This is a genomic window from Streptomyces sp. NPDC058000 (assembly GCF_042886435.1).
In the GTDB taxonomy this organism is placed as follows: Bacteria; Actinomycetota; Actinomycetes; order Streptomycetales; family Streptomycetaceae; genus Streptomyces.
This window is the reverse complement of sequence record NZ_JBHVQS010000021.1, coordinates 1-18664: the sequence shown is the minus strand read 5'-3', so window position 1 is coordinate 18664 and position 18664 is coordinate 1. Positions and strand designations below refer to the sequence as shown.

At 72.5% G+C, this 18664-nt stretch carries 17 protein-coding genes and 1 pseudogene; 10 read left to right on the top strand and 8 right to left on the bottom strand.

Annotation, left to right across the window (positions count from 1 at the left end; genetic code table 11):
• Positions 1–31 precede the first annotated feature (31 nt).
• Positions 32–742 carry a hypothetical protein gene (locus ACFVT2_RS21230; RefSeq protein WP_390020009.1) on the bottom strand — a complete coding sequence of 237 codons (711 nt, stop codon included), beginning with the start codon at positions 740–742 and terminating at the stop codon, positions 32–34.
• Positions 743–1143: 401 nt separating this feature from the next.
• On the opposite strand from ACFVT2_RS21230, the gene ACFVT2_RS21225 reads away from it, so the two are divergent.
• The 3 genes from ACFVT2_RS21225 to ACFVT2_RS21215 all read left to right on the top strand — a co-directional run bounded on the left by ACFVT2_RS21225 (position 1144) and on the right by ACFVT2_RS21215 (position 4982).
• Positions 1144–3972: a LuxR C-terminal-related transcriptional regulator gene (locus tag ACFVT2_RS21225; protein ID WP_390020006.1), complete on the top strand. Its 2829-nt coding sequence runs from the start codon at positions 1144–1146 to the stop codon at positions 3970–3972.
• A 133-nt stretch (positions 3973–4105) separates the two neighbouring features.
• Entirely contained in the window at positions 4106–4303 is a 198-nt protein-coding gene (locus ACFVT2_RS21220) for a hypothetical protein (RefSeq protein ID WP_390020003.1), read from the top strand.
• A gap of 262 nt (positions 4304–4565) precedes the next feature.
• Positions 4566–4982, top strand: coding sequence for an SHOCT domain-containing protein (locus tag ACFVT2_RS21215; protein WP_390020000.1), 417 nt, complete (start codon positions 4566–4568; stop codon positions 4980–4982).
• Positions 4983–5131: 149 nt separating this feature from the next.
• Here ACFVT2_RS21215 and ACFVT2_RS21210 read toward each other — a convergent pair whose 3' ends face one another.
• Complete coding sequence (locus ACFVT2_RS21210; protein ID WP_390019998.1) at positions 5132–6256, bottom strand: hypothetical protein; 1125 nt, start codon at positions 6254–6256, stop codon at positions 5132–5134.
• Positions 6257–6480: 224 nt separating this feature from the next.
• Here ACFVT2_RS21210 and ACFVT2_RS21205 point away from each other — a divergent pair, with 224 nt between their 5' ends.
• Positions 6481–7095: a GPP34 family phosphoprotein gene (locus ACFVT2_RS21205; protein ID WP_390019995.1), complete on the top strand. Its 615-nt coding sequence runs from the start codon at positions 6481–6483 to the stop codon at positions 7093–7095.
• 48 nt (positions 7096–7143) lie between these two features.
• On the opposite strand, the gene ACFVT2_RS21200 is transcribed toward ACFVT2_RS21205, so the two are convergent.
• Complete coding sequence (locus tag ACFVT2_RS21200) at positions 7144–7662, bottom strand: SRPBCC domain-containing protein (protein ID WP_390019992.1); 519 nt, start codon at positions 7660–7662, stop codon at positions 7144–7146.
• 254 nt (positions 7663–7916) lie between these two features.
• Between ACFVT2_RS21200 and ACFVT2_RS21195 the strand changes: the two genes are divergently transcribed.
• Positions 7917–8708, top strand: coding sequence for an SDR family NAD(P)-dependent oxidoreductase (locus ACFVT2_RS21195; protein WP_390019989.1), 792 nt, complete (start codon positions 7917–7919; stop codon positions 8706–8708).
• Here ACFVT2_RS21195 and ACFVT2_RS21190 read toward each other — a convergent pair.
• The 3 genes from ACFVT2_RS21190 to ACFVT2_RS21180 form a co-directional block, all read right to left on the bottom strand.
• The gene (locus ACFVT2_RS21190; protein WP_390019987.1) at positions 8671–9786 is read right to left on the bottom strand and encodes a RimK family alpha-L-glutamate ligase; all 1116 of its coding nucleotides are present in this window, start codon (positions 9784–9786) and stop codon (positions 8671–8673) included. The two genes, ACFVT2_RS21195 and ACFVT2_RS21190, sit on opposite strands and share 38 nt — an antisense overlap.
• Positions 9787–9913: 127 nt before the next feature.
• A complete protein-coding gene (locus ACFVT2_RS21185; RefSeq protein ID WP_390019984.1) occupies positions 9914–10075 on the bottom strand; it encodes a hypothetical protein in 162 nt (53 codons plus the stop codon).
• Positions 10076–10172: 97 nt separating this feature from the next.
• The gene (locus tag ACFVT2_RS21180; RefSeq protein ID WP_390019982.1) at positions 10173–10478 is read right to left on the bottom strand and encodes an ArsR/SmtB family transcription factor; all 306 of its coding nucleotides are present in this window, start codon (positions 10476–10478) and stop codon (positions 10173–10175) included.
• A 108-nt stretch (positions 10479–10586) separates the two neighbouring features.
• Between ACFVT2_RS21180 and ACFVT2_RS21175 the strand changes: the two genes are divergently transcribed.
• Complete coding sequence (locus tag ACFVT2_RS21175) at positions 10587–10907, top strand: NIPSNAP family protein (RefSeq protein WP_390019980.1); 321 nt, start codon at positions 10587–10589, stop codon at positions 10905–10907.
• Between the two features lie 244 nt (positions 10908–11151).
• Here the strand turns inward: ACFVT2_RS21175 and ACFVT2_RS21170 are convergent, their stop codons facing one another.
• A complete protein-coding gene (locus ACFVT2_RS21170) occupies positions 11152–12006 on the bottom strand; it encodes a helix-turn-helix transcriptional regulator (protein ID WP_390019978.1) in 855 nt (284 codons plus the stop codon).
• 1 nt (position 12007) lies between these two features.
• Between ACFVT2_RS21170 and ACFVT2_RS21165 the strand changes: the two are divergent.
• A pseudogene (locus ACFVT2_RS21165) lies at positions 12008–12253 on the top strand (SDR family NAD(P)-dependent oxidoreductase); the annotation flags it as partial.
• A gap of 100 nt (positions 12254–12353) precedes the next feature.
• Here ACFVT2_RS21165 and ACFVT2_RS21160 read toward each other — a convergent pair.
• Entirely contained in the window at positions 12354–13739 is a 1386-nt protein-coding gene (locus ACFVT2_RS21160; protein ID WP_390020207.1) for a M64 family metallopeptidase, read from the bottom strand.
• A 503-nt stretch (positions 13740–14242) separates the two neighbouring features.
• On the opposite strand from ACFVT2_RS21160, the gene ACFVT2_RS21155 reads away from it, so the two are divergent.
• The 3 genes from ACFVT2_RS21155 to ACFVT2_RS21145 all read left to right on the top strand — a co-directional run bounded on the left by ACFVT2_RS21155 (position 14243) and on the right by ACFVT2_RS21145 (position 18574).
• Positions 14243–15070: an N-acetyltransferase gene (locus ACFVT2_RS21155; RefSeq protein WP_390019976.1), complete on the top strand. Its 828-nt coding sequence runs from the start codon at positions 14243–14245 to the stop codon at positions 15068–15070.
• 204 nt (positions 15071–15274) lie between these two features.
• The gene (locus ACFVT2_RS21150; protein ID WP_390019973.1) at positions 15275–16402 is read left to right on the top strand and encodes a haloacid dehalogenase-like hydrolase; all 1128 of its coding nucleotides are present in this window, start codon (positions 15275–15277) and stop codon (positions 16400–16402) included.
• 195 nt (positions 16403–16597) lie between these two features.
• Positions 16598–18574 (top strand): LamG-like jellyroll fold domain-containing protein, encoded by a 1977-nt coding sequence (locus ACFVT2_RS21145; RefSeq protein ID WP_390019971.1) that lies wholly within the window; start codon positions 16598–16600, stop codon positions 18572–18574.
• Positions 18575–18664 lie beyond the last annotated feature (90 nt).

The window sequence follows — 18664 nt, the reverse complement described above, 5'->3', positions numbered from 1 at the left end:
TCGCCCCGTGTCGGCTCGCCCCGAGCGGGGCTCAGGGCCCTGCTGCCGCGGCCGGCCCCGGTGGGCCGCCGTTCCGGTCGCTGCGCAGGGTGACCACGAAGACGTGGCAGCTGACGGCCAGCATCCACAGCGGGAAGACGAGTTCGAGGTGGCCGGCGCCGCCGACGGCGAAGAGCAGCACCAGCGCGACCAGATAGCCCAGCCACACCAGCCAGCGGGGAAAGATGCCGAGCCGGTGCCCGATGGTCGTGGTCGACACCACGAACACGGCGGCCATCCGCGTGGCGTAGCTGGTCAGCAGCTCCAGGACGAGGTGGCGTCCGTACTGCCAGAGCGCCCGCTCCGCCGCCGAAGCCGAGGTCGACACGTCCGTCACGGCCAGCAGGCTGCCGGTGGTCGCCGCGAGGACGAACAGCATGGCCACGAAGAGCAGTCCGCTGCCGAGGAACAAGGTCGCGAAGAACCGGTCCTCGGCCGCGCCGACGAAGTCCCGGACCGCGCCCATGAACCACAGGAAGAAGATCCCGGCGAACGGCAGCAGAGCCAGTGCGGTGTGCAGGAATTCCCGCTGGGAGGTGTTGCGGATCCAGTCGACGGCGTCCTCGGGGTGCTCGGGCACCGCCAGGCGCACGAGGAGGATGGCCGCGCCCAGCAGCACCGCGGAGACGATCCCGGCCACCCCCGCGACCCGCGGTGTCCGCAACCCCCGGGCCGGTGCCGTTTCCCCGTCGGTCGTTCGCATCACGTTCTCCCGCTGCTCGTCACTGGCTGCGCCCGGCACGGCCGCACGGCATGCGCGGACCGACCGGCTCAGCGGACCGACCGGCACACCGGACCGACCCGCTCACCGGCAGTTTCCGAAAACGCCTGACTGCCAGTTGTACGACCCGGCGACGCACCGCACCGATTCACCCGGGCCACTCGGGTGAGCACCCCGACCGCGCTCCGGCACGGCGGCGTCGCGCACGGTCCGGAACCGCCGCATCGCACGCGGTGCGGGCCCGCCCGGCGCCGTACGGGAGGGCCGGAGACCTCGTGTGGCAGTGCCGGGCCGGCCTTGCCACGCTGGGAGGTGCCGGCCGTCCCGACGGACGCCGGTCCGGTACGAGCCCCGCACCGCGGACCGCCTCGCGGTGCGGCGGGATGACCGTCCTGGTAGTGAGCGTGATGCCTCCGGCGGATGCCTTCGGGACCTCGACGGACCGTGGCGGACCGCCACGGTCCGGGCCGCCGACCGCCGGTGAGTCACCGCCCGCCGATGCCCCCGCGCCCCCGGTGGCGTACGCCGGGGAACCGCTCCTCACCGCGAAGTTCGTGCCCCCGGAGCGTCCGCACGCCTACGTCCACCGGCAGCGGTTGACCGACCGGCTCGCGACGGCCGCGACCGGTCCCCTCACCCTGATCACCGGTCCCGCGGGGGCCGGCAAGACCACCCTCGCCGCCTCCTGGGCCCGCACCGGCCCGCTCCCCGGCCCGCTCGTCTGGCTCACCCTCGACTCCTGCGAAAGCGCTCACGCTGACTTCTGGGCGTACGTGCTGGAGGGGTTCCGGCGGACGCTGCGGACGACGCCACGGGAGACCGCCGGCCATCGGGGGCCCGGCGGCCTCCCGGTGACCGGCCGCGTCGAGCACTCCCGCCTCATCCACCTCGCGGCGCTGCTGGAACGGCTGCCCCGGCCCCCGGTGCTGGTCCTCGACGGCTTCGACCGGGTGCGCGCCCGGGAGGTGGCGGCGGACCTGGAATTTCTGCTGGCGCACGCCGGGCCGGGGCTGCGCCTGGTGCTGACCAGCCGGGTGGATCCCCTACTGCCTCTCCACCGCTACCGGGCCGAGGACCGGCTCGCCGAGATCCGCGCCGCCGACCTGGCCTTCACCCCGTACGAGACCGCGGCGCTGCTGGACCGGCACCGGCTGAGCCCGACGCCCGCCACGGTCGGCCTGCTCACCCGCCGCACGGAGGGCTGGGCCGCCGGGCTGCGGCTGTGCGCCCTGGCGATGCGGCAGTCCGGCGATCCGGATGCGGTCGCCCGGACGTTCGCCGCCTCGCCGCACGCCGTCGCCGACTACCTCCTCACCGAAGTCCTCGACGCCCAACCCGCCGCCCTCCGCGACCTGTTGCTGCACCTGAGCATCCTCGACCACGTCCACCCCGACCTCGCCCGGGCCCTGACCGGTCGTCCGGACACCGCCGAGCTGCTGGACCGGCTCGTCCGCCGCAACGTCTTCGTGACGCGGCTGCCGGGCACTGTGTGGTGCCGCCTCCACCCCCTGTTCGCCCAGGTCCTCCAGGCACAGCTGCACCACCGGCGCCCGGGTCTGGCCCCGCGGCTCCACCACCGCGCCGCCCGCTGGTTCGCCGCCGCCGGCGATGCCGACCGGGCCGTCAGTCACGCGGCCGCGGCCGGCGACTGGCGTTACGCGGCCGACGAGGCCGTACGGACCCTGCTGCTCGGGCGGCTGCTCACGGCCCCGGGGAGCGAGGGGCTGCACCGGCTCCTCTCCCGTATGCCCGCGGACGTGCCGGGCGCCGGCCCGGCCCTCGTCGCGGGCGCCTGCGCCCTGTACCGGCACGATGCCGCCGGCTGCCGCGAACGGCTCACCGCGGCCGCACGCCAACTGGGCGAAGGCGGCAGCGGCCGCACCCCGGAGACCGCACTCGTCCACGCCCTGCTCAGCCTGGTCTGCGCGCCGCTCGCGCCCGGGCAGGACGACCGCGGGCTGCGCCAGCGCGCGGACCAGGCGGCCCGGCGGATCGGCGCGCTGATGGAGCGGGTGCCCCGGCCGCTGGTCGAGCGGCATCCGGAACTGGCGGCGCTGCGGTGCGCAGGACTGGCCCACGTCCTGCTGCGCACCGGTGAACTCGACGCTGCACGGCGCTACTTCACCCGGGCCACGGGCCCCGACGACGGCCCGCACGACGACCGCGCGACCGGCCGGTTGCGGCACGCCGCACTGGGCCTCCTCGCCGTCACCGAGAGCCTCCGCGGGGAGCTCACGGCGGCGACCGACCACGCCACCGCGGCGCTGGCGCTCGCGGACCGTACGGGCCTCACACCGCACCGCCGCTCCGGCGCCGGTCACCTGGCGCTGGCCATCGTGGCGCACGGGCGCGGCGCCCACCAGGACGCGCAACGGCACCTCACGCGCGCCGAGCAGTGCCCCGACACCCGCCACGACCCGACGCTGCACGTCGAGTGCGCCCTGCTGCGGGCCCGCCTCCACCTTGCCCGCGGCCGGTGGGAGGCCGCCCGGAGCACGCTGGACGACTGCGGTCCGGCGCCCTCGGCCTGGTCCGCGGAGCGGCTGGCCGTGGCCCGGTCCGCCGCCGCGCTGGCACGCGGGGACACCGTGGCGGCCCTCGCCGCCGCACCCGCCGCACCCGCCGCACCCGCCGCACCCGCCGGAACCAACGACACCGCCCCCGCCGCCCTCGCCCGGGCCCGCGCGCACCTGGCCGCCGGTCACCCCGACCGGGCCCTGCGGCACCTCGCCCCCCTCGACGGTGCGGCACTGTCCCGGCCCGACCTGATCGGATCCCTGCTGGTCAGGGCGCATGCCGCGGTCCTGACCGGGGTACCGGCCACGGCCCGCGAGCTGCTCGCCCGGGCACTGGACGCGGCACGGCCCGAGCAGCTGCGCGCCCCGTTCACCGAGGCCGGGCCCTGGCTGCGCGTACTCCTGGACGGCACCGGTGACCGGACCGGGCCGGCCACCGGGCACATCTGGTTCGGCGTGCGATGGGGCGACGGCCGGTCCGCCGCGGGCACGCCCTACCTCGTCGAACCGCTGAGCCGCCGCGAGCGGCAGGTCCTCGCCGGTGCCGCGCGACTGCTCTCCGCGGACGAGATCGCCGAGGAGCTGTGCCTCTCCCCCAACACCGTCAAGACCCACCTGAAGACCATCTACCGCAAGCTCGGCGTCTCCCGCCGCCGCGAGGCGGTCGACCGCGGCCGGGAACTCCATCTGCTGTGAGGCCCGGACCCGCTGCCGGCCAGCCCCGGTCCGGTCGCGCCGGACGCCCGCGTCACCTCGCACGGGTGATGTCCGCCCGCCCCACGGACCTCAGCATGAAAGGGCTACGGACCACGGAGGAGGGTGATCCGGCATGCGCTACGAGTTCCGGGTCACCGGCCGCGTCTCGCCCTCCCTGGCCGGGGAGTTCCCCGAACTGGACACGGTGCGCGTCCCGGAGCAGACGGTGCTCGTCGGCTCGGTCACCGACGAGGCGCACCTGTACGGACTGCTGCTCAGGTTCCAGGACCTCGGCCTGCACGTCGAGGAGGTGCGGCGACTGCCGGAATGACCCCCGACTGCGCACGCTCATCGGCGATCAACAACCGGCTGCCGGCAACCGGCTGCCGGTGCTCGACTCGGACGTCATTGTCCCCGTCCTCATCCCCGTCCCTGTCCCCGTCCCCGTCCTGGTGCGGCTCGCCGTCCCGGCCGCGGCGGCCGGGATGGCGAATCACCCGTATCAGGTGGTGCCCCCTGAGGCACCCGGCGGTGTGCTGGAGGACGGAGGGCGGCGCCCCTCCGCGCAACGGTACCGAGAAGAGGAGAGAGCAATGGTCGGTCACCTGAACCTGGCCTACGACTACCCGGTGCTCGGCGCCTTCTGGACCGCGATGTGGGTCTTCCTCTGGATCATGTGGGTCATCCTGCTCTTCCGGGTCGTGCTGGACATCTTCCGCGACGACACGATGAGCGGCTGGGCCAAGACCGGCTGGCTCGTCTTCGTCCTGGTGCTGCCCTTCCTCGGCGTCTTCGTCTACGTCATCGCCCGGGGCCGGGAGATGGGCGGCCGCGAACAGCAGCACGCCCGGGCCCAGCAGGAGCAGGTCGAGCGGTACATCCGGGAAACCGCGGGCGCCGGGGCCGGCACCAGCGAAGTGGAACAGCTGGCCAAGCTCTCCGAAATCCGCGCCCGGGGCGACATCACCGACGAGGAGTTCGCCCGCGCCAAGGAGAAGATCCTGCACTGAGAGCAGATCCTGCACCGACCGCCCCGGAGCCCGCCCCTGATCGCGTCGGCCCTCGGTCGCATCGGTCCCCGATCTCCCCGGTCCCCGGTCCCGTCGCCCGGGGTCACGTCAGGCCGCGGTCACGTCGGCCGCTCAGCCGCGTCGGCCGCTCAGCGGCGGAGCAGCCGGGCGAAGTACCCGGTGCGCTCCGGGCCGGCGTACCGCAGCAGCGCGCCCAGCCCATCGTCCAACACCAGGTGCCCGTGCGGCACCACGACCAGCCCCGCGCCCGTCCGCACCGCCGCCCGGATCACCGCGGCCCGAGCGGGCCCGCCGCGGAAGCCGAGCGCACCGTACGGCTCCAGATCCATGTCCGACGGGTCGACCGGCGTCGCCCCTGCGCTCACGGGGAGTTGCCCCGGGAAGCGCAGCGGAACGTTGAGCAGCAGGGTGCCGACCTGCGAACGCCGCAGCGCGGCCACGACGTCGGGCAGGCCCTCGACGGCGCCGTGCCGGCTGGTCCGGCGGGCCCGGAACAGGTCGAGGCGGCCCCGGTCGGTCATCCGCAGCTGCCCCCGGAACGCCGCGGAGAGGTCGTGCTCCATCAGCGCCCGGCCCTCCGGGGCCGGATATCCGTCGCCACCGCTGGTGACCATGCGCTTGCGCCACCGTACGGACAGGTGGTCGGCCAGCGCGTTGCGGGCCCAGGTGATCCCGCTGAGCACGATCGTCTCGGCGCCGGTCCTGCGGGCCAGTTCGGCGATGCTGTCGGCGACTTGCCCGGCCCCGTCGAGCCAGCCCACGGCGGTCCCGCTCATCCGGTGGCAGACACCCGGCGCGACGACGCTGCTCGGCCACGTCCCGGCCTGGTACGCCACCTCCAGTTCGTCCGGGGGCGCCGCCGGCGGGCCCGGGCGGCTGTGCACGGTGGCGGCGACGTAGCGGATGTCCGGCGCGTGCTGCACCGCCAGTGGCATCAGGTCGGGCAGCGCGGTGAACGTGGCCTCGTCGCGCGCCGGAGGCTCGGGCAGTTCCTCGGTCAGGACCACCCGCCCGTGGCTGGCGACGATCGCCTGTCCGTGCCGGCCGGCGATGTCCCGGTCACACCCCGCGACGGCGGCCACGGCCTCCACCGTGGCGGCGTCGGCGCCCTGCTCCGCGAGCGTCTCGCAGACCCGCCGTCGACGGCGCGCCATCGCCCGGTCCGGCTCCACGGTGTTCCGTGACGTGTCGAGATAGGCGCAGACGTACGGTCCCCCGCTCGCGTACACCGCATTCAGGAAGGCCAGTTCCACGATGCCTCCACCCTCAGCGACGTTCCCACTCGCTCCTGGTCCTGCTACTTCCCCCCAGTACAGCCCTAAGGGATCCGCCCCGCGCGCCGAGAGCGGTCCTCGGCGCGCACGATCGGGCCGGAGCTGGTCTGCTGGAGGGCGGGGGCCGCCGCGCGCTCCGAGCTCGCCGGGCGTGCCGAGGAAAGCGCCCCCGTCGACCCTCCCGATCGAGGCGAACCTGAGCCATGACCACATCACGGGACCTGATGATCACCGCCCTGGACGTGGCGCCCGACCGCCCCGTCGAACAAGGTGACCTGTCGCTCGCGCTCGCCGGGGCCGAGGTGATCGACCTCCTCGCGGCCGAGGCCATCGCGCTGGACGACGATCGCATCGTGCCGGGCTACCGCCCCACCACGGCCGACCCCCTGCTGGACCAGGCCGCGGCGTCGCTGGTCCGCGAGACGCCGTACGAGTCGGTCGGCGACTGGCTGTGGCGCCGGGGCCGCGGCCTGTCCGCGACCTATCTGGCGACCCTGGAAGCGGACGGGCTACTCAGTCGGCAACCGCGTCGCGGAGTGCGTTTCCGGGCCGGTCACATCGTGCTGGCGGATTCCCCGGACCGACGCGCCGCGGCGTACCGCTGGGCCTCGGACGAGCCCGTCCTGGCCTTCCTGGGGACGGCCGTGGGGATCCGCGGGGCGGACGGGGAGAGCCCCGCGCACTCCCCGAGCGTGGACGACGACGGCGTGGACACCGTGCTCGCCGCGGTCCACGACGCGCTGATGCAGCTGGAGGCCCTGCGGCAACGCCGAGCCATCGAACAGGCGGCCTTCGACAACATCTGGCGCGGCGATTAACGCGCCGACCCACGCGGTCCGGCCCCCGGCCGGACCCACGCAGCCAGCTCACCGATCCGCTTCGGCTTCGGCTTCGGCTTCGGCTTCGGCTTCGGCTTCGGCTTCGGCTTCGGCTTCGACCCAGCGTGCGAGGTTGGTCAACGCCATGCGCGTGCCGGCCTCGTTCGTCGCCGCGGGGACGGCGTCCGGGACCCCCTCGTGGACCATCACGACGGTGGTGCCCGTACCGGCGGGGACGAGCGTGGTGGTGAGCGTCATCGTGCCGGCGAAGCGCGCGTCGTCCGTCTCGAACCGGAGCACCTCGACGACCTTCTCGAAGGGCACCAGCTCCGCGAAGCGCCCGTGGTACGTGTCGGTGCGGTCCGCCGACTTCCCCGCGCCGGGCCGTCCGTCGTCGTAGGTGAGCGAGACCCGGAAGGCACCGCCGACGCGGACGTCGAACTCGTGGACCCGGCAGGTCATTCCGTCCGGGACCCGCCAGTTGGCGACGGCCCGGGCGTCGAGCAGTGCCCGGTAGACGGCGGCGGGCGGGGCGCTGATGTAGCGGGACACCTCTGTCGCGTACATGAGCCAAGCCTAGGGCGGCGTTGCCGTCGGGGGCCTCAGCATCCCTCACTCCTGTCGCCTGACGCCTGTCGCAGGAGGACCAGTGACGGCCCGGCGGCGCACAACCGCGGGCGTCCGTGATGCCGCGCGCCCTGCCGCACGCGACGTCCGGCGCGGTACGTTCGTCGTTCGACCGACGCACTGTGTGTGCAGTGCTCAGGCCCATACGACGAGCGCCGCGTCAGGACCGAGTCTCGTGCGTGGGGAGATCACCCGTGGCCGACCGACCCTATCCCTACCGAACCGCGCTGATCACCGGCGCCTCCAGCGGCATCGGAACGGCCATGGCACGGCAATTGGCGGCCCGGGGCGTCTCCCTGGTGCTCGTCGCCCGCCGGGAACGACTATTGCGGGACCTCGCCGAGGAACTGCGCGACCACCACACCATCGAGGTGGAAGCGCTGCCGGCCGACCTCACCGACACCGGCCAGACGGCACAGGTGGAGGCCAGGCTCGCCGATCCGGCCCGGCCGATCGAGCTCCTGGTCAACAACGCCGGTTCCGGGGCGTCCGGCGTCTTCGCCAACCTCCCGGTGGAAGGCGAGGAGGCCACGCTCCAGCTGAACAACCAGGCAGTGGTGCGGCTCTCCCGGTCCGTGCTGTCACGGATGCGCACCGAGGGGCGCGGCGGGATCCTCAACGTGTCTTCTCTGACGGGCGAGTTGCCGTCTCCCTCGCTCGCCACTTATGCCGCGACCAAGGCGTTCCTCACCCATTTCTCGGAAGACCTGGCCATCGAGAACCGCGGCTCCGGTATCCACGTCACCGTACTGCTGCCGGGCCTGACCAAGACCGACTACTTCGCATCGAACGGCCTCACCCCCGCCTCGATGCCGGGGTTCTTCTGGCTGGAGGCGGACCAGGTCGCCGCCGCCGGACTCAAGGCCGTCGCGGCCGGCACCCGGCGCTGTGTGCCCGGGGTGCCCTACAAGGCCGCGACCGCACTGCTCCCCTTCACGCCCCGACCGCTCAGGCGGGCCCTCGGACGCTATCTGTGGCATCGGTGAGCTGACTCCCCCCACCAAGGGGCTGCTCATCGATGTTGGCGTCGGCACCGCTGTTGGCATTGGTACCGCTGTTGGTGTCGGCACCGTTGTCGATATTTGCACCGCTGTCGGTATCGGTACGGCTGTTGGTGTCGGTACCGCTGTCGGTATCGGTACCGCTGTTGGTGTCGGCCAGGCGCTTGTCGATGGCCGCGGTGATCGCGGGGATCACCGCGGTCATGCGGGGCCGCCAGCCGGGCACCGCGTTGACTTCGCAGAGGGTGTGGCCACCGTCGGCGGTGAAGAGCAGATCGACTCCGGCGATGGTCAGACCGAGCGCCTCGGCGGCCCGGACCGCCAGGGCTTCGCCGTCCGGAAAGCGGCCCAGGCACAGTTCGGCGGAGGCTCCCCGGGCGAGGTTGGAAGCCAGCGACCCGTCACGGGACGTGCGGATCTGGGCGGCCACCGGCTCGCCGTCCACGACGACCACCCGCAGGTCCCGGCCGTGGGAGGCGGCGACGTACTCCTGGAGGATCAGCGGCACCTCTTGGGCGAGGCTGCCCGACACCGCCTGCAACAGCCCGGTGTCGGGGACGAGGAACACGGACGCGCCGTTGCGTCCGTTGACCGACTTCACCACGCACGGCGTCTCCACCTGCGGACTGCGCACCACACCGGCGAGGGGCGCGGTGGCGTACGACAGCGTGTCGGGCACCGGGAGTCCGGCCACGGCCAGTTCCTGTAGCTGCCAGACCTTGTTGCCGCACAGGTGGTGGGAAGCTGCCGAGTTGATGAGGACCGCACCCAGACGTTCCAGGTGTCGGAGCAGTGTCAGTTCGCGGTTCTGCACCATGGAGCCGGGTGTCTGCCGCACCAGGACGACTTTGGGCGGCGGCACGTCCTGGCCGCCGAGGGTCTGCAACACCAACCGGCCGTCCCGGACGCCGAAGAGGATTTCGTCGGAATGCCAGACGGCGAACCGCGGACCGTAGGCCCGCTCCAGTGCTTGGCTCAGTGCGCGGGTTGCCCTCATCAACGGTGCGGGGTGTTCCCGCGCCAGCAACCAGACCTCGGCAGGATTGACGATCGCCGACGGCATCCACGCTCCTTTTCCGTAACTGACCCGCCCCCGAGGGTAGCGGTGAGGCGCAACGCCATGCATGTCGTGGCCTGCCTGCGGCTCGTCGAAGAGGGCGTCGTCGAGGGCGGTGGACCGGACGACCGCCTCACCCCGTGGCGCCGTCCGCGAGGCCGCAGGGCAGCACCTGGCGGATCAGGGTGGTGGTCAAGCCGGCCGCCGGCAGGGCACATATCTGACGGATCGTTTGCTCGGCGGCGACGTCGCAGTCGCGGTACCCGTTGCGGTACAGCGCTACAACCGTCAACACGCCTGCCCGCGCAGGCATTCCGCGCCCGTGCGGCCACTCGGCGGCGGGGCGGATGGGACCTCAAGCGTCCCGGACGCCTCAGGTTGACTCTGACACCTCAGGTGCCCGCGTCGAGGCTGAGCACGGTGTGCAGCAGACCGGGGAAGCGCTCGTCGAATTCGGGGCGCAGCGAGACCCAGCAGCGGGTGCCCTCCGGTCGGCTGCGGGTGATACCGCCCTGCCGGAGTTTCTTCATGTGGTGGCTGAGCGTGGACTGTGCGACACCGAGGTCGAAGTCGCCGGCCAGGTGTTCCCGACTGTCGGTCAGCACGCTCACGATGGCGCGGCGGGTCGGATCGGCCAGCGCGGCGAGGGCGTCGGAGAGCGACACCGAGGAGAGCTGCGGATGGTCGAGTGCGCGCATGGCGCCAGTGTACGCACTCCATCGATTATCGACGAACATCGATGTATGGTGGGCGGCAGGGAGCCCGGAGGCTTCGACGAAGACCGAGCGCGACGACAGGGGAACGTCATGATCGTCGACCATCGCGTGTACACCATCCAGCCCACCCGCGTCGCGGACTGGGTGGCGCTCTACCGGGAGAAGGGATACCCGCTCCAGGAACGGCACCTCGGCCGGTGCGTGGGCTGGTACGTCCCGGTCGAGGGCCGGCTCGACCAGGTCGTTCACCTGTGGGCCTACGAGGACCAGGCAGACCGGGAACAACGCAGGGCCGCGCTCTACGCCGACCCGGAGTGGCAGGCGTACCTCGCCGAGATGAAGCGGGCGGGCCTGCTGCTGAGCGCGGAGAACCGGATGCTCACGCCGACCGACTTCTCCCCGGTTCAGTGATGCCGGCGGCCGACTGACGGTACGCCGGGGGTGCTCCGGGGGTGCTCCGGGGGTGCTCCGGGCGCCGAAGCGGCGACCGGAGGACCAGCCGACGATCAGCACCGCCACCGCGGCCACGATCAGACAGCCGCTGAGCAGCAGAAACACCTGACTGGGCGTGCGTTCAGACTCTCAGGCTCTCGGCCTGGGCGAGCAGGACCGGGCCCACCGGACCGACGCTCCGGAACGCACTCACCGACAGGGCCTAACCGACGAGGGACTGGGTGCCGAGGGACTGGGTGCCGAGAACGGTCAGTAGGGCCAGGCGTTCGGCGTCCTCGGTGCCGGGCTCGGCCGTGTAGACCATGATGCGCAGATCGCTGCCCGCCACCGTGAGCACGTCGCAGTCCAGCGTCACGGCACCCACGTGCGGATGGTCGATGGTCTTGCGCGCGGCGTCGTGGCGGCCGACCGCACCGGAATCCCACAGTGCGGCGAACGGGTCGCTGTGCGCGCGGAGTTCCGCGATCAGCCGCTGTAGTCGCTGGTCGGTCGGATACCGGGCGGTCGCCGCGCGCAGGTCGGCGACGAGTGCGGTCTCGAACGCGCGCAGGGACTCCGGCGTGTGCCGCGCCCGGGTGCCCGGGCCGAGGAAGTGTCGCCACACGCCGTTGCGTTGGTGTCCGCGCCATCCGGAAGGATCGCCCATCAGGGCCGCGTAGGGCGGGTTGGCCACCAGCAGCGTCCAGGCCGCGTCATAGACCGCGACGGGTGTCCCGGTCAGCCTGTCCAACAACCGCTGGACACCCGGGGTGAGGTGGGTGGGTACCGCCTCCGGTCCCGGCGGCGCCAGTCCGGCCAGCCGGAACAGATGCGCACGTTCGGTTGCTGACAACCGCAGGGCCCTGGCGAGGGCCTCGACGACCTGGGGGGACGGATGGGAGGCCCGGCCCTGTTCGAGTCGAGTGACGTAGTCGACGGAGATACCCGCCAGCAGGGCCAACTCCTCGCGGCGCAGCCCGGCCGCGCGACGCTGTCCGCCGGCGGGCAGTCCGGCCGTCTCGGGTGAGAGGCGGTCGCGCCAGCGGCGCACCGCCTGCCCGAACTCCGCCGTCGCCATGCACCCGGGGGTCGCCTATCCGGCGTCGAAGACCGCCGTCAACATGATCACCGTGCAGTACGCGAAGGCGTTCCCGCGCCTCCGGATCAACGCGGTGGAGCCCGGGTACACCGCGACCGACCTCAACGGTCACACGGGCACCCAGACCGTCGAGGAGGGCGCCGAGATCATCGTCCGCATGGCGCAGGTGGCCCCCGACGGTCCCACCGGCGGCTACTTCGACGTCAGGGGCCGCATCCCGTGGTGAGCGGAGCGCGCGGCGGGGCGGGCACGATCGCCCCGGTCCGGTGCCTGGACCGGGGCGATCCCGGGTCCCCGGGTGAGGGGCGGCCGCGGCCCTGTCGGCCTCACCCGGTAGGGGCCATCGCGCCGCCCGCGGCCGGCGACGGCACGGCATCCGGCTTCGCCACGACCGGGGCGGTGCGGTCCGCTGCGGAGCCGGAACCGTGTTGCACGGTCCAGCCGGTGGAGCCGGTCAGGCGGGTGCGGAGGGCGGGGTCGCGGACCGCGGTGGTGCCGTCCGTGACGTTCGCGGTCAGCCGGTGGGCGCCTCGTCCCAGCGCCAACCCGCGCATCGGCACCCGGTCGCGGTCGCGGTAACGGCGGAGTTCGCGCCCGTCGAGGAACCAACGGACGGTCACCTCGCCGTGGGCGGCGTCGTTCGTCCGGGGCAGGGCGAGGCGGGCCGTGGTGTGCCATGCCTGGGCGCGGTCGGCCGGGGCGGCGGGGGTGGCATGCCGGTAGAAGCCGGCGATCATGGCCTCCGCACCGGGCAGGTTGAAGGGCTTGCCGAGGGTGCGCATCAGGGAGTCATCGGTGGGGCGGTACAGCCCTTTGACGTAGTAGTTGCCGCCCTCGTACGCCCCGACGGTCCCGCCGTCGGGCGAGGTCTCGCCCAGCCAGCGGTACCACTTGGCGCGGGCGCCGGCCATACCGTCCGCGGTCAGCACCGACGAGTTGGCCTCGGGCTTCTCGGGTCCGGTGTACTGCTCGTATTCGGGGACGCCGGGGTAGAAGTACTCGTCGGCGAGCTTGCCGAGGGAGTGGCCGGTCTCGTGGACGGCGACCTGACTGGAATCCTGGTTGTGGGCGGCGGCGGTGGCGATGCCGTCGTAACCGAGGGTCGGACTGGCCTCGTTGTAGCCGGCCCCGCCGTACTTGCTGCTGTTGGCCAGCACCAGCACCAGATCGGCTTGTGGAGCCTTGGCCACGTAGGCGTCGACTTTCTGCTGGTCGATGCAGAGCAGCCGCTCCAGGCCATCGCACCAGAAGTGCGCGCCGAGGGCGGTGTTGCGGGTGACGTCCTTGCCGGGGTCGCCGCTGACCCCGCTCTCCGCGGAGACGGCGTCGACGGTCCAGACGTTGAAGAGCTTCTGGTACGTGCGGTAGGGCTCCACACCGAGGAAGTCGTTCCACTTCTCCTTGGCGTCCGTGTGGAACTGGTCCAGTTGATCGGCGGTGTAGCCGTCACCGATGACGACGACGTCGAGGCGGTCCTTGGTGTCGCCGTTGTCGATCACCTTGGTGACCTGACCGTCGGCCGCGTGGGCGGGCGCCGTCGCAACGGCTCCCGGGGCGTGCGGGAAGCTGCGGGGGACGTCCCGGTAGCCGGATCCCGCCCGGCCGCCGGCGGGGCCGGGGACTTCCACGCGGACCTGAGGGTTGGGCGCGGCCTCGGCGGGGCCGGAAAGGCTCGCGAGCGCGAGCACACAGGCCCCCACCACGGCACCCATCTGTCTGATACGAAGCCTGGGTATGTGCACGAAGTACTCCTCACAGTAAGTGAACTGACGGATGGTCAGACACCGACCCGGTACCGGGCTATAGAGATGGGCCAAGGGCGGGCCACGTGCGATCCGGGTGCGAGCCGGATGACACGAATCGGATGATGCGAACCGGATGCGAACCGGCCGGAACGCCAGGCAACGATGGCACGGGACGCCCCCACCCGTGCCGTGGCCGTCGCCCGGCAGCGGGAAATTGTGAATCCGGGGTCGGGGTGTGAATACGGAGCGGCGCGCGGGAACGGCCTGGGGACGCCGAACTGGCGCACGGACGCCGCAAGTTGGAAATTTCACAGGGGGTGCCCGCCGACGGCCCGGCTTGCCCTTGTCACGGTTCCCGCCTTCGATCTCCGACCGCAGCGGCGCCTTCGGCCGTGCCGTACGCGACGCTGCCGGGCCGCGGGGCAAAACCGCTGGCCCGGCCGGTCCGCCCCCTGGCAGGGTGCCCAGCCGTGACAGACATCGACAGCATCCGGATCACCACGCTCGCCGAACGGCCGTCACTGATCCCGCGGATCTACGAGATCACCGAGACCTGGCCGGCCTTCATACCGCACGATCCGGTCGCGACCGCCTTCTTGGGCCGGGTCCCCGAGGACTTCCCTCAGTACTGCGTCGCGGCGACCGACGGCGACCGCGTCGTGGCCCGCGGGCTGAGCGTGCCGTTCGATGCCGCGCCCGACGGGCGCGAGGAGATGCCGGACCGGGGGTGGGACCAGGTCCTGACGTGGGCGTACCGCGATCGGCGCGACGAGTGCGACGAGTCCAACGGCGAGCACCGGCAAGGCCCCCACCGGGGTCATTCCCCCACACCCCGCACCGCCAGCGCGTTGGAGATCACGGTGGACACCGGATACCTCGGGCGCGGGCTCTCCTCCCGCCTGCTGGCCGCGCTGCGGCACACCGCCGGCCAACAGGGGCACGACGTACTGCTGGCCCCCGTACGTCCCACCGCCAAACACCGTGAACCGCGCGTCCCCATGGCCGACTACGTCCGTCGGCAGCGCGACGACGGGCTGCCGGCCGACCCGTGGCTCCGCGTGCACGTGAAGGCCGGCGGCACCATCGAGAAGATCGCCCCGGCATCGATGACGGTCAGCGGTTCCCTGGCACAGTGGCGGCAGTGGACCGGCCTGCCCTTCGACCGCGACGGACACATCGAAGTCCCGGGCGCCCTCGTCCCGGTGCACTGCGACACCGCACACGACCACGCCGTCTACGTCGAACCGAACGTATGGATCCAGCACCGCGCGGCGCGGCCGGATACCCCTCGCGCCTAAGGTGCATCGCCCCGGAGATGGGGTCGGGGCGGCCCTGCGCTCTCCGGTCGGACAGCGCTGAACGGCGAGCAGGGTTACCCCTGTTCGGCCAGCCCACACGTCCCGTTCGCGGTGACATCGATCATGGGCAAGCCCTGCCCGGCCTCGTAGCATGGCCCGCCGCTCCGGACGGGGCGGCGGGCAGCTCTCAAAGGAACGGAAACCATGGCAGTACGGGCAAAAAGCAGGCTTGCGCTCTTCGGCACCGTGGGAGCACTGGCCGCCGCGGTCTTCGCGAGCAGTGCGCTGTGGCCGGGCGGCAGCGAGGCCGAGGCCGTCGGATCGTCGTCGCGGGTCGCCTCGGTGGAGCTGAAGCACTGGCCCGCGCCGGTGGCCGAGAAGCTCGGCAAGGTCATCACGGACCACGACCACAAGGGCGCGTACGCGGTCTTCGACGCGGACAACACCACGTACCGCAATGACTTGGAAGAGGCCCTGCTCCCCTTCTTGGAGATGAAGGGCGTCCTGACCCGCCAGACCATGGCACCGTCCTTGAAGGTCATCCCCTTCAAGGACACGGCAACGCACAAGGAAAGCCTCTACAGCTACTACAACCGCCTGTGCGAGGTCAACGACCAGGTCTGCTACCCCTGGGCGGCGCAGATCTTCTCGGGCTTCACCCTGAAGCAGCTCAAGGGGTACGTGGACGAGCTCCTGGCGTACCGCAAGCCGATCCCCGCCGAGTACTACGTGAACGGGAAGCTGACCAAGACGGAGGTGCAGGCGCCCCACTTCTCCCGGGGCATGCAGGAGCTCTACAAGGCACTGCGCAGGCACGGGGTGGAGGTGTACGTGGTGAGTGCGGCCTCCGAGGACCTGGTGCGCATGGTGCTGAGCGATCCCAAGTACGGGTACGACGTGAAGCCGGAGAACGTCATCGGCGTCTCCATGCTCCTCAAGGACCGCAAGACGGGCGATGTCACCAGTGCCCGCAAGGAGATCGCGTCCGGCCGCTTCGACCCCGAGAAGCTCGCCGACCATGAGTTGACCCCGACGCTGTGGGCCCCGCTGACCTGGTACGAGGGCAAGCCGGCGGCGATCAACACGTATATCGACGAGTGGAAGAAGCCCATCCTCGCGGCGGGCGACACCCCCAAGAGCGACGGCCCGATGCTCTTCCATTCCACGGACGTGCAGAACGGCGGCGTCCGGGTCTGGGTGAACCGCAAGGAGAGCTCCATGAAGGAGCTCGACGAGATGAAGCGCTCCAACGCCGCACGTCAGAAGGAACTGGGGCAGAAGGTCACGGCCGACAAGCACTGGCTGACGGTGACGCCCGAACAGATCGACTGAGCCGCCACCCCGGTCCACCCCGCAGCGGGGCCACGGCCGGCCGCGCCTCCGCCGTGTCGGCGTTCCCCCGCCCGGTCATGACGACCGGTCAGGCACACTGCCGCGGCGGAGGTCGCACCGGTCGGCCCGCCGGCCGCCCCCTATGCTGGAGGCCGCCCGGCCGAATCTGACCGGGGCGACGACGCGGGAGGGTTTGTGGCAGCGCTGGATCCGGACGACCCACGTGCCATCGGCGGATACCAGTTGCTGGGGCGGCTGGGCGTGGGCGGCATGGGGCGGGTCTTCCTCGGGCGCTCGCCGGGCGGCCGGCAGGTTGCGGTCAAGGTGGTGCACGCCGCGCTGGTCGACCAGCCGGACTTCCGCTCCCGGTTCCGCCGGGAAGTACAGGCCGCCCGCGCGGTCAGCGGGGCGTTCACCGCTCCGGTGATCGACGCCGACCCGGACGCGGCCGCGCCCTGGCTGGTCACCAGTTACATCGCCGGTCCGTCGCTGGAGAAGGCGGTCGCCGACCGGGGACCGATGCCCGCACCGCAGGTGTTCGCCCTGGCCGCCGGGCTCGCCGAGGCCCTGGTGTCGATCCACAGCGCGCACCTCGTCCACCGCGACCTCAAGCCCTCCAACGTGCTGCTCGCCGAAGACGGCCCGCGGGTCATCGACTTCGGGATCGCCCGGGTCGTCGAGGGCAGTTCCCTCACCGTGACCGGGTACGCGCTCGGCTCCCCGGGCTTCATGTCGCCGGAGCAGGTGAACGGCGAGGAGATCGGCCCGGCGAGCGACATCTTCTCCCTGGGGACGGTCCTGACGTACGCGGCCACCGGCGGCAACCCGTTCGGCAACGGCCACCTGGCCTCCCTCCTCTACCGGGTCGTCCACGACACCCCCGACCTCGACACGGTCACCGACCCCGCGCTGCGCGCCCTGGTCGCCGACTGTCTGGCCAAGGACCCCGCCCGGCGCCCCATGCCGCGGGAGCTCCTGGCCCGGTGCGCTGCGGGTGCCGCGGCAGCCGCTCCGGTCTGGGGCTATGACGTACCGCCCGCGGCCGACCGCAGCAGCGAGACGCCGCACCGCACCACACCAGCCGGTCAGCGGTCCGGACCCACATTCGACCGGGCCACCGGCGTTGGCACCGGCGGCGCGGGCTCCGGCAGTTCCGCGCTCTCCCCGGGCGGGGGTGGCTCCCGGAACGCCGGGGCCGCCCCCGGCGGCACCGTGGACCCCGGTGCGCGAACCGAAACGGCCGGCCTCGGGCACCGGCCGGCCGCCGGGGCGACTCCGGCGCCGGCCGACTCCCGGGCTTCGATGCCGGCCGACCCTCGGACGGTGCCGGGCACCCCCGGGGTGGGGCCGACGGCCGTCGCCCGCCACGAGGCGTCCGCCACTCCCCCGCCGGGGCCGGCAGCGCCCCATCCGGGTCCGGCCGCCACGGCGGTCCGGCGCGGCACCACCCGCCGTACGCTCCTGATCTCGGCGGCCGCCGCGGTGGCCGTCGCCGCGGTGGGTGTCCCCCTGGCCCTCACACTCAGCCACGACGCCGCCCGGAGCTCCGCACCGACCCGGCCCACCAGCCCGCAACCGGTCGGGGCATGGCGACTCGACGAGCGGTCCGGCACCTACGCGGCGGACTCGACCGGCACCCACAACGGCACCGCGTCCGATGTCCGCTGGGGCACGGGCAACAGCGGCGCCGCCCTCTTCAACGGCGTCAGCAGCCAGATCACCACGCGCGGCCCGGTGCTCAACACCGCCCCGGGGCACAGCTTCACGGTCTCCGCCTGGGTCTACCTCACCAGCGCGAGCGGCTTCGCCACCGTCGTCAGCCAAAGCTCCGCCGACAGCAGCGCCTTCTACCTCCAGTACTCGGGCGACGACCATCGATGGGCGTTCTCCCGGCCGGGTGTCCGCACACTCGCGGCGGAGCCACCCGCCATGAGCACCTGGACCCACCTGGTCGGGGTCTGCGACGCCGCCGCCCAGCGGCTCCACCTCTACGTCAACGGCACCCAGCAGGGCACCGCCAGCGACACCCGCCCCGCCACCACCGCCGGCTCCCTCATGATCGGCCGCGCCACCTTCGACAGCCGGCCCGCCGACTTCTTCACCGGCGGCATCAAGAACGTCCAGGTCTTCGATCACGCCCTGTCCGCGGACCAGGTCGCGGCGCTGGACTAGTGTGATGCGCCAGAAATCCTGAGGGTTAGTAAGTACCCTGTTGGTATGTCGCATCCGGGTCCTTCCGCTGTGGAGATCACACTGTCCGAG

Coding starts and splice junctions, on each gene's coding strand:
- ACFVT2_RS21205 (WP_390019995.1), top strand. CDS start 6,481: ATGACCACATCACGGGACCTGATGATCACCGCCCTGGACGTGGCGCCC.
- ACFVT2_RS21215 (WP_390020000.1), top strand. CDS start 4,566: ATGGTCGGTCACCTGAACCTGGCCTACGACTACCCGGTGCTCGGCGCC.
- ACFVT2_RS21200 (WP_390019992.1), bottom strand. CDS start 7,662: ATGTACGCGACAGAGGTGTCCCGCTACATCAGCGCCCCGCCCGCCGCC.
- ACFVT2_RS21220 (WP_390020003.1), top strand. CDS start 4,106: ATGCGCTACGAGTTCCGGGTCACCGGCCGCGTCTCGCCCTCCCTGGCC.
- ACFVT2_RS21190 (WP_390019987.1), bottom strand. CDS start 9,786: ATGCCGTCGGCGATCGTCAATCCTGCCGAGGTCTGGTTGCTGGCGCGG.
- ACFVT2_RS21225 (WP_390020006.1), top strand. CDS start 1,144: ATGACCGTCCTGGTAGTGAGCGTGATGCCTCCGGCGGATGCCTTCGGG.
- ACFVT2_RS21175 (WP_390019980.1), top strand. CDS start 10,587: ATGATCGTCGACCATCGCGTGTACACCATCCAGCCCACCCGCGTCGCG.
- ACFVT2_RS21170 (WP_390019978.1), bottom strand. CDS start 12,006: ATGGCGACGGCGGAGTTCGGGCAGGCGGTGCGCCGCTGGCGCGACCGC.
- ACFVT2_RS21180 (WP_390019982.1), bottom strand. CDS start 10,478: ATGCGCGCACTCGACCATCCGCAGCTCTCCTCGGTGTCGCTCTCCGAC.
- ACFVT2_RS21230 (WP_390020009.1), bottom strand. CDS start 742: ATGCGAACGACCGACGGGGAAACGGCACCGGCCCGGGGGTTGCGGACA.
- ACFVT2_RS21150 (WP_390019973.1), top strand. CDS start 15,275: ATGGCAGTACGGGCAAAAAGCAGGCTTGCGCTCTTCGGCACCGTGGGA.
- ACFVT2_RS21160 (WP_390020207.1), bottom strand. CDS start 13,739: ATGGGTGCCGTGGTGGGGGCCTGTGTGCTCGCGCTCGCGAGCCTTTCC.